14 protein-coding genes are annotated in these 12,714 nt (G+C 53.6%); all 14 read left to right on the top strand.

From position 1 onward, the window contains the following. Positions 1–126 precede the first annotated feature (126 nt). A complete protein-coding gene (ffh, locus tag DWY25_RS01370) occupies positions 127–1,515 on the top strand; it encodes a signal recognition particle protein (RefSeq protein ID WP_117892764.1) in 1,389 nt (462 codons plus the stop codon). 101 nt (positions 1,516–1,616) lie between these two features. Next, positions 1,617–1,889 (top strand): 30S ribosomal protein S16, encoded by a 273-nt coding sequence (rpsP, locus tag DWY25_RS01365; RefSeq protein WP_006060882.1) that lies wholly within the window; start codon positions 1,617–1,619, stop codon positions 1,887–1,889. Positions 1,890–1,892: 3 nt separating this feature from the next. Further along, the gene (locus tag DWY25_RS01360; protein WP_006060883.1) at positions 1,893–2,147 is read left to right on the top strand and encodes a KH domain-containing protein; all 255 of its coding nucleotides are present in this window, start codon (positions 1,893–1,895) and stop codon (positions 2,145–2,147) included. Between the two features lie 174 nt (positions 2,148–2,321). Further along, entirely contained in the window at positions 2,322–2,828 is a 507-nt protein-coding gene (gene rimM / locus DWY25_RS01355; RefSeq protein ID WP_181981644.1) for a ribosome maturation factor RimM, read from the top strand. Then, a complete protein-coding gene (trmD, locus tag DWY25_RS01350) occupies positions 2,825–3,604 on the top strand; it encodes a tRNA (guanosine(37)-N1)-methyltransferase TrmD (protein ID WP_117892758.1) in 780 nt (259 codons plus the stop codon). Before rimM ends, trmD begins: the two co-directional genes overlap by 4 nt. Positions 3,605–3,726: 122 nt before the next feature. Then, positions 3,727–4,074 carry a 50S ribosomal protein L19 gene (gene rplS, locus DWY25_RS01345; protein ID WP_006060887.1) on the top strand — a complete coding sequence of 116 codons (348 nt, stop codon included), beginning with the start codon at positions 3,727–3,729 and terminating at the stop codon, positions 4,072–4,074. Positions 4,075–4,138: 64 nt separating this feature from the next. Beyond that, a complete protein-coding gene (gene lepB / locus DWY25_RS01340; RefSeq protein WP_117892756.1) occupies positions 4,139–4,699 on the top strand; it encodes a signal peptidase I in 561 nt (186 codons plus the stop codon). A 1-nt stretch (position 4,700) separates the two neighbouring features. Next, positions 4,701–5,546 carry a ribosome biogenesis GTPase YlqF gene (gene ylqF, locus DWY25_RS01335; RefSeq protein WP_117892754.1) on the top strand — a complete coding sequence of 282 codons (846 nt, stop codon included), beginning with the start codon at positions 4,701–4,703 and terminating at the stop codon, positions 5,544–5,546. Further along, on the top strand, positions 5,543–6,166 hold the full coding sequence (locus DWY25_RS01330) for a ribonuclease HII (protein ID WP_117892751.1): 624 nt from the start codon (positions 5,543–5,545) through the stop codon (positions 6,164–6,166). Before ylqF ends, DWY25_RS01330 begins: the two co-directional genes overlap by 4 nt. Before the next feature lie 265 nt (positions 6,167–6,431). After that, a complete protein-coding gene (gene dprA / locus DWY25_RS01325; RefSeq protein ID WP_117892748.1) occupies positions 6,432–7,214 on the top strand; it encodes a DNA-processing protein DprA in 783 nt (260 codons plus the stop codon). An 81-nt stretch (positions 7,215–7,295) separates the two neighbouring features. Next, entirely contained in the window at positions 7,296–9,323 is a 2,028-nt protein-coding gene (gene topA, locus DWY25_RS01320) for a type I DNA topoisomerase (protein ID WP_039865010.1), read from the top strand. Continuing rightward, a complete protein-coding gene (gene trmFO, locus DWY25_RS01315) occupies positions 9,313–10,623 on the top strand; it encodes a methylenetetrahydrofolate--tRNA-(uracil(54)-C(5))-methyltransferase (FADH(2)-oxidizing) TrmFO (RefSeq protein WP_117892744.1) in 1,311 nt (436 codons plus the stop codon). The genes topA and trmFO overlap by 11 nt, the downstream gene beginning before the upstream one ends. Next, on the top strand, positions 10,608–11,579 hold the full coding sequence (gene xerA / locus DWY25_RS01310; RefSeq protein ID WP_117892741.1) for a site-specific tyrosine recombinase/integron integrase: 972 nt from the start codon (positions 10,608–10,610) through the stop codon (positions 11,577–11,579). Before trmFO ends, xerA begins: the two co-directional genes overlap by 16 nt. A 192-nt stretch (positions 11,580–11,771) precedes the next feature. After that, the gene (rpsB, locus tag DWY25_RS01305; protein WP_039865011.1) at positions 11,772–12,713 is read left to right on the top strand and encodes a 30S ribosomal protein S2; all 942 of its coding nucleotides are present in this window, start codon (positions 11,772–11,774) and stop codon (positions 12,711–12,713) included. Position 12,714: the final 1 nt, after the last annotated feature.

The raw sequence follows: 12,714 nt of genomic DNA, 5'->3' as shown, positions 1-12,714 counted from the left end.
AGGAGGTTGTCGTTGCACCTTCTTTTTTTGAATTTAAGCAAAAACCGCTGAAACAGGTGCTTTGACCCGGATTTCTTGGTATAATAAATTCCGGATAAGAAATTTGCAGGAAAGGAAGAAACAAGTATGGCATTTGAATCGTTGACAGAGCGGCTGAATAAAGCGTTTAAGAATATCAGCGGCCAGGGGAAACTGACTGAAAAAAACATGGACGACATGCTTCGGGAAGTCCGGCTGGCTTTGCTGGAAGCGGACGTCAATTACAAGATCGTCAAAGATTTTCTAGTAAAGGTTAAGGATAAAGCGGTAGGACAGGAGGTCTATACCTCGCTGAATCCGTCGCAGATGGTTGTCAAGATCGTTCACGACGAACTGGTCGCGCTTTTAGGCGAAAAGGAAGCGACGCTGAATTTCAAGGAGTCCGGCATGACCGTCGTCATGATGGTGGGGCTGCAGGGAACCGGTAAAACCACATCCGTCGGGAAGATTACTTCGCTGTTAAAACGAAAATATAATAAGCATCCGATGTTAATCGCGGCGGACGTTATCCGTCCGGCGGCGATCGAACAGCTGCAGACGTTAGGCAAAGAAGTCGGGGCCGAGGTGTTCTCGCTGGGAACGGAAACCGACGCTGTTGAAACGGTCCGCCAGGGCTTGGCGCACGCGAAGGAAACCGGCGCGGACATCGTGTTGATCGATACGGCCGGCCGTCTGCATATCGACGAAGCGCTGATGGAAGAACTGGCGAAGATCAAGGAAATTGCCAAACCCGACGATATTCTGTTAACTGTCGACGCGATGACCGGTCAGGATATTATCAACGTTGCGCAGGCGTTCCATGAAAAGCTGGACGTCACTGGTTTAGTCGTCACCAAACTCGACGGCGATTCTCGCGGCGGCGGCGTCTTGTCCGTTCGCTCGATTACTCAGGTACCGGTGAAATTTATCGGTTTGGGCGAAAAGATGGAAGATCTCGACGTCTTCTATCCGGACCGCATGGCCGACCGGATCCTCGGCATGGGCGACATCATGACCTTGGTCGAACAGGCGCAGGAAAAGATGGATCTGGAACAATCTGAAAAGAGCGCCCGCAAGATGATGGAAGGCACCTTCACGCTGGACGATATGCTCCAACAGGTAGAACAGGTTCAGAAGATGGGTTCTTTAGGCAGTATCATGAAGATGATTCCGGGACTCAATCAGTTCGCTTCCCAGATGGACGATGAAAAGACGACAAGGCAGATGAACCGGTCAAAAGCGATCATCCGTTCCATGACGAAGGAAGAACGTCAGGATCCGGGCATTCTGCGCGCATCCCGAAAGAAAAGAATTGCCGCCGGCAGCGGCACGACTGTGCAGGAAGTCAACGCGCTGGTCAATCAGTTTGAGAAGACCCGCCAGATGATGAAGCAGATGGCGCAGATGCAGAAGGGCGGCAAGCTGAATATGAACGCTCTGATGGGGCAGAAAAAAGGCATGAATATCCCGCTGAACCCGCGCCGCCGCAAGTGGTAGAGCGAATAGAAAACAGAAAATGAAGCCTGTAAAGGAAAAACACTTGACAGGCTTTCTTTTTATGATATGATGAGTAAGTAATTTTCAGGAGGTATAGAAAAATGGCTGTTAAACTGCGTTTAAAGAGAATGGGTGCTAAAAAGGCTCCGTTTTACAGAATAGTCGCTGCGGATTCCCGCTTCCCAAGAGACGGACGTTCCATCGAAACGATCGGATACTACAACCCGACAACGAATCCGGCTACCGTTAAGATCGATGCGGATCTGGCAATGAAGTGGCTGAGAAACGGCGCACAGCCTTCCGACACAGTTCGCAATCTGTTGTCCGGCGAAGGTCTGATGAAGCGTTTGCACGAAGAAAAAAACGCGAAGTAAAGTATGGCAGAACTCGATCTGGAGAAAGTCTTACTGAACCTGGTCAAGCCGATGGTGGAAGACCCGGACAGTGTTTCAGTGAAGTCGCTGCCAAGTCTTAACGAAAACGAGATCCTGTTAGTGGTGTATGCCAAGAGCGAGGATATCGCCCGTTTGATCGGCCGCCAGGGAAGCATGGCTTCCGCGCTGCGGCAGCTGATGAACGTGCCGGCCCGGATCGAAAACCGCCGGATTTCGGTAAAATTTGAGTCGTATTAAGAAGGATGCCCTGCATCCTTTTTTCAACAAAACAAGGTTGACGGCAGCGGAGGGCGCAGAGAACTCAACATCTTCTGCCGCTGTGAGCTTAAATCCTGCATCGGCAGGCAAGGCATTCGCGCTGTAAAACGATTGGGTGCAATGGAAACAAAGCAGAGAAAGGGGGAAAGCCCGATGAAGAAAATGATCATTGGCAAAATTGTCAACACCTTCGGTATCCGCGGAGAATTGAAGGTGGTACCGGATACGGATTTCGTGGAAGAACGGTTTGCGCCGGGACAGACGCTGACCGTCTGCCTGCCGGAAGGCGATCAGGAAGTCACGATCGCCGCGGTCAAGGAACATAAAGGCCTTTTGCTTATGCTGCTGGAAGGCGTGACAAACATTAACCAGGTCGAGCGATATAAAGGCTGCGAGCTGGCGGTCGACCAGGAAGCGCTGCCGCCGTTAGCGGAAGGCGAGTATTATTTCTTTCAGCTTAAAGGCTTGAAAGCCATTGATCCGCAGGGCAACGAATTAGGGACGGTCGTGCGGATGGAAGCCTCGGCGGCGCAAAATCTGATCCGATTGAAAAAACCGGACGGGAAGCAGGCGTTAATTCCGTACATCGACGTTTTTGTGAAGCAGGTCGATCTGCAGGCCAAAACGATCACGCTCGATCTGATCGAGGGAATGCTATGAAAATAACGATCCTGACGCTGTTTCCCGAAATGTTCGAAGGCTTTCTGACGACGTCGATCATCAAAAAAGCCCGCCTGAAGGGACTGGCGGAAATTGAAGCGATCGATATCCGCGAATTTACCGACGACAAGCACAACCGCGTTGACGAATATCCTTTCGGGGGCGGTCAGGGGATGATCATGAAATGCCAGCCGGTGCTCGATTGTCTGAAAAGCGTCCGGACGCCCCAAAGCCGGGTGCTGCTGATGGGACCGACCGGCCAGCAATTTAATCAGGCCAAGGCCCGCGAGTTGGTAAAACAGGATCACCTGATTCTTTTGTGCGGTCATTACGAGGGCTTCGACGCGCGGATCCGCGCGTATGTCGACGAGGAAATCAGTATCGGCGACTATGTGCTGACCGGCGGTGAACTGGCTTCCATGGTGATCACCGACGCGGTGACGCGCCTGGTGCCGGGCGTCATTACGGAAGAAAGTCATCTCGATGAATCGTTTGAGAACGGCCTGCTGGAATATCCGCAGTATACCCGGCCAGTGGATTACGAAGGCCACACCGTGCCGGAGGTTCTACTTTCCGGCCATCATGAGAACATCCGGAAGTTCCGGCTGAAGGAGTCGCTGCGGCTGACGCTGCGGGTGCGTCCGGACTTGTTGGAAAACCGGAACTTCACCAGGGAAGAACGGAAGCTTCTGGATGAAGTGCTGGAAGAGGAAGAAGCGCGGGAGGAAGCCGGCGAAGGGTTGGAATGTCCGGAAATTAAGCCGGATTTGGAATAAAAAGGATTGCGTTTTCAGTCCGCGTATGTTATAGTAATACAGCTTAATAGCGTCCATGTTCCGCTGATTCTGTTGAATGAATGAGCATCGGATAAAATCGAGATTTGAAAAGGAGAAAAAGTATGAATCTGAATTTAGTCAACGAAATCACAAAAGATCAGCTCCGTACCGACATTCCGGAATTCCGTCCGGGCTGCACAGTCAGAGTTGACGTCAAAATCAAAGAAGGCGACAAGTCCCGTATTCAGGCGTTTGAAGGTCTGGTCATCGCGAAGAAGGGCAGCGGCATCGCTGAAACCTTCACGGTTCGTAAAATGTCCAGCGGCGTCGGAGTTGAAAGAACATTCCCGCTGCATTCGCCGATCATCGACAAGATCACGGTTGTCCGCCGGGGCAAGGTCAGAAGAAGCAAGCTGTTCTATCTGCGCGGTCTGTCCGGCAAAGCGGCTCGTATCAAAGAAATTCGCTAGTCGAAGCCGGAGCTATCCGGCTTTTTCTTTTTACTGCGCTGAAACGGCGCAAGGAGGAATTGTCATGGAAGAAAAGAAACAAGCGCCGATCAACTGGGGACATGAGTTATGGGATTTCCTGAAAATGCTGCTGATCAGCATCGTCGTCGTGTTCCTGTGCACGCGGTTTTTAATCCGGCCGGTGCGGGTCGACGGCGATTCCATGTATCCGACGCTGCACAACAACGCGATCGGGTTTTCCAATATTCTGACTTACCGGATGCAGGGCTTAAAGCGTTTTGATATCGCGATCATCTACGTGCCGGAAAAGAAGGAATATCTTGTCAAGCGCGTGATCGGGCTGCCGGGGGAAACAATCGAATACCGTCAGGATCAGCTGCTTGTCAACGGCGAAGCTGTGGCAGAAGATTTCTTCGACGAGGACTACAAGCGCAGCCAGAGCGCCAACGGCAGCTTCACTCAGGACTTTGGACCGGTGACGCTGGCAGACGACGAATACTTCATGCTCGGCGACAATCGTCCGTATTCCAGCGATTCCCGCTGGTATGGCCCGTTTAAGAAGGAACAGATCAAGGCGAAGGACGTCGTCGTACTGTTCCCGTTTCAACAGATAGGAGTGCATTGATATGACCATCCAGTGGTTTCCCGGGCACATGACCAAAGCCAAGCGGGAAATGCAGGAAAATTTAAAGCTGGTCGATCTGGTGATCGAGCTGCGCGACTGCCGGATTCCGCTGTCTTCCAAAAACCCGATGCTGGATGAAATCATCCAGACGAAACCCCGTTTGATCGTGTTGTCAAAAAAGGATAAAGGCGAAGCGGAAATCACCCAGCAGTGGATCGAGAAGCTGAAGGATGATACGACGCTGGTCATCGCCGCCGATCTGCTTCATGACTCGTTTGTGCCGAAGCTGACGCAGGCCTGCAAGGAAGTCATGAAGGAAAAAATCGAACGGATGATCCGCCGGGGAATCCGGCCGCGCGCCATCCGCGCGATGGTGGTCGGCGTGCCCAATGTCGGCAAGTCCACGATGATCAACCGGCTCGCAGGCAAGAAGATCGCCCAGACGGCAGACCGGCCGGGCGTTACCCGTTCCCTGCAGTGGGTCAAGCTGAACAAGGATGTCGAGCTGCTCGATACCCCGGGTGTGCTGTGGCCGAAATTTGAAGATCCGACCGTCGGGTTCCATCTTGCGCTGACCGGCGCGATCCGCGATGAAATCCTGCCGAAGGAGGAGGTCGTGGTCTATGCCCTGAAATGGCTCAGCGACAACGAGCCTCAGCGGTTAAAAGAACGCTACGCGCTGCAGAACCTCGCTGCGGATCCCTATGCGCTTTTGACTCAGATCGCCGTTGCCCGCAAGCATTTGAATAAGCAGGGCGAGGCGGATCTCACGCGCACGATCGACATGGTGATCAACGAAATCCGCAACGATAAGCTGGGACCGATCAGCTGGGAGCGTCCGGCATGAATCATCAGGCCGGATTGGAATATGAGCGCAGCTTCTGGGATCAGGGCAAGCATGTCGTCGGCATCGACGAAGCAGGCCGGGGACCGATTGCCGGGCCGTTGGTCGTGGCAGGAGCCGTGTTCGACATCGGCTATGCGAATTCTGAAATCTACGATTCCAAAGCGCTGAGCGAGAAAAAACGGGAGAAGCTGTTTTCGCTGATCCTGCGGGAAGCCCGCTGCTACAAGATAAAAATCGTCACCCCGGAAGAAATCGACACGCTCAATATTTACCGGGCGACGCAGAAAGCGATGGAAGAAATCGCCCGCGAAATTAACGCGGAAGCCGTATTGACCGACGCGATGCCCCTGCTTCACTGCGCCAAGCCGACGCTGTCGATCATCAAAGGCGATCAAAAGAGCCTGTCGATCGCGGCCGGCAGTATTCTGGCGAAGGTTGTGCGGGATCATATCATGCTGGGTTACGACCGCTTATATCCTGAGTACGGCTTTGCCAGGCACAAGGGATATCCGACCAAAGCGCATCTGGAAGCGATGGAGAAATACGGCGTGCTGCCATTCTACCGCAAAAGCTACGGTCCGGTTGCCCGGATGAATCAGATGACGCTGGATTTGGATTGATCGCAGATCGTTCACGGTAGCTGCGGGTAAGGAAAATGAAACAAAGAAAGAAAATGGTCTGTTCCGGATCATTTTTTTGCTTTTGAGGATCGCTCAGGAAATCGGCATGGAACGCCGGACCGGAACTGCGGAATCTCTAAAACCAAACTTGCACGATTTCAACGTGAATTGGGCTAAACGGTAAAAAAAACGGGCTGTTGGTAAAAAAAACAGGACTTTTGGGAAATCCTGCGTATATCTTTTATAGAAGGGATTCGGTGAAGATATGCGGAAACAAATTTTAGGGTTGGCCCTGCGTTATCATGGGGAATGGGAAAAGATCACGGAAGGACTGAAACAGGGAGAGAAACCACCCTGCCCAGAGATTGCCGCTCCGTATGTGACCTGGGCGGATGCGGAGTATCCGGCGCTGCTGCGGCAGCTGCGTTTTCCGCCCTGGATCCTGTTTTACCAGGGAAATCTGGCGTTAGCCGATCTGCCGGCGACGGGGATCGTCGGTTCCCGGCGGGCTTGCCGCTATGGCTTAACGATGACGGAACGCTGCTGTGAGGCGTTAAAGGACGAAGTGATCGTCAGCGGGCTGGCGCTGGGGATTGACGGGGCAGCCCACCGGGCAGCCTTGCGGTTATGCAGGGGCACGATCGGAATCACCGGCTGCGGACTGGACCGGCCCTATCCGGCGTATAACCGTGATTTATATACGGAACTGCCGAAAGCCAATCTGCTGCTAAGCGAATATCCGCCCCAGACGCCGCCGCTGAAGCATCACTTTCCGTGGCGCAACCGGCTGATCGCCGCGCTGAGCGACCGGATCGTCGTTATGCAGGCGGGATTTCACAGCGGCACGATGCTGACAGTCAACGAAGCGATCGAGCTGAACCGGGAGGTCTGGTGTTTGCCCTATCCCGCAATGAATAAGGAAGGCGAGGGCTGCAACCTGCTGATCAGTCAGGGCGCGGAAATTCTAATGGAGCCCTCCCAGCTGACGCGAACGCCGCAGGAACGACGTCAAGCCTGTAAAAACCGTGTTAAAACCATGAAATTTTGAAAAGTTGTTTGTAATTTCCTTGAAGTTATGGCAATATAGGTTATTGGAACTGAGAAGGACTCAGTAGTAAGGAGGATGACGATGAAAAATTTAGTCATTGTCGAGTCGCCGTCAAAATCAAAAACAATCGAAAAATACTTGGGTAAGGATTACGAAGTAGTTTCCTCCAAGGGACATATCCGCGATCTGGCCATTAAAGGAAAGGATGGCCTGGGCGTCGACGTCAACGACAATTTCAAAGCAACCTACAGCATCAGCGATGATAAAAAAGAGACCGTCAAAGAATTGAAAGCCAAGGCGAAGAAAGCCGATCAAGTCTATCTGGCAACCGACCCCGACCGCGAAGGGGAAGCGATTTCCTGGCATTTAGCCAGCGAATTGAAGCTGGACGTTGACCAGGACAACCGCGTCGTGTTCAACGAAATCACCAAGGACGCGGTGCTGCAGGCGTTTGATCATCCGCGCAAAATCGATATGGACCTCGTCCATTCCCAGGAAACCCGCCGGATTCTCGACCGGATCATCGGCTTTAAGCTGTCCAAGCTGCTCAAATCCAAAATTCGCAGCAAGTCGGCCGGCCGTGTGCAGTCGGTCGCTTTAAAGCTGATCGTCGAGCGGGAAAAAGAAATCAAAGCGTTCGTCCCGGAAGAATACTGGACGCTGGACGCCAAGTTCAAAGAGGACGATAAGGAATTCAGCGCGGCGTTAGCCAAGATTCAGGGTAAGAAAGCGGAGATTAAAAATAAGGAACAGGCTGACGAGGCGCTGGCTGCCTGCCAGGGACCGATGACCGTGACCGCGTTAAAGAAGCAGGTCCGCAAAAAGGAAGCCAAGCCGCCGTTAATCACCTCGACGCTGCAGCAGGAAGCGTCCACCAAGCTGAGCTTTTCCGCCAAGAAGACGATGCAGGTCGCGCAGAAGCTGTACGAAGGCGTCGAACTGGAAGATCACAGCGAAGGTCTGATCACCTATATGCGTACCGACTCCACGCGGTTAAGCAACGTCTTTATTGAAGCCGCGCACGATTTTATCGTCGGTCGCTTCGGTAAGGAATACTGGGGCAAGTACAAAATTAAAAATGATGAAAATTCACAGGACGCGCATGAAGCGATCCGCCCGACAAATCTGGAAAACGAGCCGGACAAGGTGAAGAAATACTTAACGCCGGATCAGTACAAGCTCTACAAACTGATTTATGCCCGCGCCGTGGCTTCGTTAATGGCGCCGAGTAAATCCAACACCGTCAGCGTTGTCCTGTCGATCAACGGCTACGACTTCAATGCCAGCGGCACGCAGTTGGCGTTCGATGGTTATTTAAAAATGGTTTCCGACTATGAGTCCAGCAAGGACGTGCTGCTTCCGGATCTCAGCGAAGGCCAGCAATGCACGCCGGTTTCACTGCTGGGCAATCAGCACTTTACGGAACCGCCGCTGCGGTATTCCGAAGCCCGGCTGATCAAGGAGATGGAAGAGGAGGGCATCGGTCGTCCGTCGACCTATTCGATGATCATCGACACGATCCAGCAGCGCGGTTACGTCGAATTGAAGAAAGCCAGCGAATCAAGCAAGACGAAAGTCTTTTTCCCGACTGAACAGGGTGAGCTGACCTCGCAGAAGCTGGAAGAATTCTTCAACGAGATCATCAACGTCCGCTATACGGCGAACATGGAAACCGAGCTGGATGAAATCGCCGAGGGCGGGCGTGATCACGTACAGTCGCTGAAGGAGTTCTACGATAAATTTGAACCGTTGGTTGACAACGCCTATCAGAATATGGAAAAGATGGAGCCGGAAAAAATCGGCGAGCTCTGTCCGGATTGCGGCGGCGAGTTAGTCATCCGTCAGGGCCGCTTCGGCAAGTTCATCAGCTGCCTGAACTATCCGCAATGTAAATACACGCGCAAAATTGAAGCGCCGGAAAAAGAAAAACCGGAGCCGACCGGCAAGATCTGTCCGGAATGCGGCGGTGAGCTGCTCAAGCGCAAAAGCCGCTACGGCAACTATTTCCTGGGCTGTTCCAATTTCCCGAAGTGCCGGCATATTGAAAATATCGAAGGCGAGAAGAAACCAACCTTCCGCCGGAAAGGGAAGAAAAAGGATGACGAGTAGGGTAACGGTCGTCGGCGCGGGGCTGGCGGGCTGCGAGGCGGCCTGGCAGCTGGCGCAGCGGGGCATCGCGGTGACGTTGATTGAAATGCGGCCGGAAAAAATGACGCCGGCGCACAAGACCGGCAAGTTTGCCGAGCTGGTCTGTTCCAACTCGCTGCGCTCCGACGCTCTGACCAACGCCGTCGGGGTGCTGAAAGCGGAGATGCGGCGGCTGGATTCCGTCATCATGAGCGTTGCCGATCAATACAAAGTGCCGGCCGGCAGCGCGCTGGCGGTCGACCGCGAAGCGTTTTCAGAAGCGGTGACGGAAAAAGTCAGCGGCCATCCGTTAATTGAAGTCGTTCATCGCGAGGTGACGGAAATTCCGGAAGGCCCGTGTATCATCGCCAGCGGCCCGCTGACCAGCGACGCGCTGAGCCGGCAGATTCAGGCGCTTTTCAATCAGGAATCCTTTTACTTTTACGATGCGGCCGCGCCAATCATCGACAAGGACAGCATCGACTTTACCCAAGCCTATTACAAGTCCCGCTACGATAAGGGCGAGGCGGATTACATTAACTGTCCGATGGACAAAGCTCAGTTTGAGGCGTTTTACGACGCCTTGATCCACGCGGAAAGCGCGCCTGTCCACGAACATGAAAAAGAGATTTATTTTGAAGGCTGCATGCCGTTTGAGGAAATGGCGCGGCGCGGGGAAAAGACCTTGTTGTTCGGCCCGATGAAGCCGGTCGGTCTGGAACGTCCCGACGGCAGCCGGCCTTACGCCGTCGTGCAGCTGCGCCAGGACAACGCCGCCGCGAGTATGTATAACGTCGTCGGCTTCCAGACGCATTTAAAATGGCCGGAACAGCGCCGCATTCTGCGGATGATTCCGGGCCTGGAAAACTGCGAGATCCTGCGCTACGGCGTCATGCACCGCAACAGCTATATCAATTCGCCGCTTTGCCTGCGGCCGACCTACCAGACCGTCAAGCGTGAAGATCTGTTTTTCGCAGGGCAGATGACCGGAGTGGAAGGGTATATCGAATCGGCGGCCAGCGGCTTAAACGCCGGCCTTCAATGCGCCCGGCTTGTGCTGGGGTTGACGCCGGAGCCGTTTCCGCAGACATGCATGATCGGCGCGATGGCGCATTACATCACGCATGCCGACCCGAAGCATTTCCAGCCGATGAACGCGAACTTCGGCATCCTGCCGTTAGTGCAGAAAGTGAAAAAGAGCGAACGCAAGGAAGCGTATGGCATCCAGGCGTTAAACGAGCTGGCGCAGTTTCAGCAGTCGCTGTCATGGAATACGAAGTAACGCCGGAAGAAGCCGCGAAAAAACAGCTGATGAGCGTGGCTGAGGAATTCGTTGAATTCATCGTGGCCCGCCGCAGCGGTTCCCCGGCGACCGCCGACAGCTACGGCCGTGATCTGGAACGCTTCGCGGTCTATCTGGCTGAAAAAAAGATTACGGATTTCGGTCAGGTTGACAAAGCGGTGATGTTTGATTATGTCACGCTTCTGCGCAGCGGCAAAATTACCCGCGGCAAGATCAGCGACAGCTCGTTTTCGCGGATGTTGTCGACGCTGCGGTCCTTTTATCACTATTTAATCCGGTACAAAGGCGTCAAGGTCAACCCGACGCGGGGGCTGCGCGCGCCTAAGCTTAACCGCACGATCCCGGAGTTTCTGACGTTTGATCAGATGATGACGCTGTTCGATTCGTTCGATCTGGACGATCCGGCGGCGCTGCGCAACCGCGCGATTCTGGAAACGATGTATGCCTGCGGGCTGCGCGTCAGCGAGGTGTGTTCGCTGACTTTGACCGAGCTGGATCTCAACGAGCGGATCCTGACGGTGACCGGCAAGGGCGACAAGCAGCGGATCGTGCCGTTCTATAAACGGTTGAGAACGTTATTGACACGGTATCTGCGGGATTCCCGGGCGCTGTATCTCAAAGAGGAGCACGGCTTTGTGTTTGTATCGCAACGCGGGGCGCCGATCACGCCGCGGGCGGTGCAGCTGATCCTGGCCCAGGCCGGGCAGGATGCGGGACTGAACCAGCCGCTGCATCCCCACATGCTGCGTCATTCGTTTGCGACGCATCTGCTGGACAACGGCGTCGACCTGCGCACAGTCCAGGAACTGCTGGGGCACAGCTCGCTGTCAACGACGCAGATTTACACGCATGTAACCGTCGACCGGCTCAGGCAATCGGTGGACGCGGCGCATCCGCATTCGGAATCCGTTCTGAAAAAATCGGAAAACTGTTAAAATTAGTTAAAATCAGGCTTAAACAAGGCACTTTTGGATTGCATCCAGGAGTGCCTTATGGTATATTAATACATGGCATCCGCGAATAAAGGGTGCACTACACACATCATGGATTCACTGCTCCGTGCTTGAGCGATCAAGTTGCAGTGTTGGAAGTGATGGAGGATATAACGGAAAGTGAGGAAATTAAAAATGTCAGTTGTATCTATGCGTAAAATGCTCGAAAGCGGCGTTCATTTCGGACACCAGACCCGTCGTTGGGACCCGAAGATGAAACCGTATATCTACACGGCGAAAAACGGCGTCTACATCATCGACTTGGCGAAGACTCAGCAGAAGCTGGACGAAGCGTATGAAGCGATGAAGGCGATTGCGGAAAAGGGCGGCAAGGTTCTGTTTGTCGGCACAAAGAAGCAGGCTCAGAGCGTCGTTCTGGACGAAGCACTGCGTTCCGGTTCCTTCTATGTCAACCAGCGTTGGCTGGGCGGCATCCTGACGAACTACCGCACGATTCAGAAGCGCATCAAGCGTTTGCTGGAAATTGAAGAAATGGAAGCTTCCGGTTCGATCAACGTCTATCCGAAGAAGGAAGTTGCTCAGATCCGCAAGGAAGCGGCTCGTCTGGAAAACTTCTTAGGCGGCATCAAAGAAATGAAGAAGCTGCCGGATGCGATCTTCGTTGTTGACCCGAAGGAAGAACACAACGCGGTTGCGGAAGCGAAGAAGTTGAACATTCCGGTCTTTGCGATGGTTGATACCAACTGCAATCCGGAAGAAGTCGATTTCCCGATTCCTTCCAACGATGACGCGATTCGTTCGGTAAAGCTGATCATCGGCGTACTGGCGGATGCGATCGTTGAAACCAAGGGCGGTCTGTTAAGCTATGCTTACCAGGAAGACCAGGAAGCGGAAGACATCACGATGAAGGAAGTCATCATTAACGTTGAACAGCAGGCGGAAGAAAATGAACGCCGCCGCCGTCAGAGAAACGAAGAACGCCGTCCGCGCAACAACCGCTACGGCGATAACAAGCGTTTCACACCAAGACGCGAAAACGCAGAAGCCGCCAAGGCTGCGGAAGCGGCTCCGGCTGCAGAAGCGAAACCGGCAGAGGCTGCGAAGGAGGCTGAATAAT

The organism is Holdemania filiformis, assembly GCF_003459085.1.
Classification (GTDB): Bacteria; Bacillota_I; Bacilli_A; order Erysipelotrichales; family Erysipelotrichaceae; genus Holdemania; species Holdemania filiformis.
This window is presented reverse-complemented; position numbering and strand designations above follow the sequence as displayed.

What these genes read in the sequence shown, in the direction of transcription:
- ffh (WP_117892764.1), top strand. Translation starts at nt 127, where the DNA reads ATGGCATTTGAATCGTTGACAGAGCGGCTGAATAAAGCGTTTAAGAAT.
- rpsP (WP_006060882.1), top strand. Translation starts at nt 1,617, where the DNA reads ATGGCTGTTAAACTGCGTTTAAAGAGAATGGGTGCTAAAAAGGCTCCG.
- DWY25_RS01360 (WP_006060883.1), top strand. Translation starts at nt 1,893, where the DNA reads ATGGCAGAACTCGATCTGGAGAAAGTCTTACTGAACCTGGTCAAGCCG.
- rimM (WP_181981644.1), top strand. Translation starts at nt 2,322, where the DNA reads ATGAAGAAAATGATCATTGGCAAAATTGTCAACACCTTCGGTATCCGC.
- trmD (WP_117892758.1), top strand. Translation starts at nt 2,825, where the DNA reads ATGAAAATAACGATCCTGACGCTGTTTCCCGAAATGTTCGAAGGCTTT.
- rplS (WP_006060887.1), top strand. Translation starts at nt 3,727, where the DNA reads ATGAATCTGAATTTAGTCAACGAAATCACAAAAGATCAGCTCCGTACC.
- lepB (WP_117892756.1), top strand. Translation starts at nt 4,139, where the DNA reads ATGGAAGAAAAGAAACAAGCGCCGATCAACTGGGGACATGAGTTATGG.
- ylqF (WP_117892754.1), top strand. Translation starts at nt 4,701, where the DNA reads ATGACCATCCAGTGGTTTCCCGGGCACATGACCAAAGCCAAGCGGGAA.
- DWY25_RS01330 (WP_117892751.1), top strand. Translation starts at nt 5,543, where the DNA reads ATGAATCATCAGGCCGGATTGGAATATGAGCGCAGCTTCTGGGATCAG.
- dprA (WP_117892748.1), top strand. Translation starts at nt 6,432, where the DNA reads ATGCGGAAACAAATTTTAGGGTTGGCCCTGCGTTATCATGGGGAATGG.
- topA (WP_039865010.1), top strand. Translation starts at nt 7,296, where the DNA reads ATGAAAAATTTAGTCATTGTCGAGTCGCCGTCAAAATCAAAAACAATC.
- trmFO (WP_117892744.1), top strand. Translation starts at nt 9,313, where the DNA reads ATGACGAGTAGGGTAACGGTCGTCGGCGCGGGGCTGGCGGGCTGCGAG.
- xerA (WP_117892741.1), top strand. Translation starts at nt 10,608, where the DNA reads ATGGAATACGAAGTAACGCCGGAAGAAGCCGCGAAAAAACAGCTGATG.
- rpsB (WP_039865011.1), top strand. Translation starts at nt 11,772, where the DNA reads ATGTCAGTTGTATCTATGCGTAAAATGCTCGAAAGCGGCGTTCATTTC.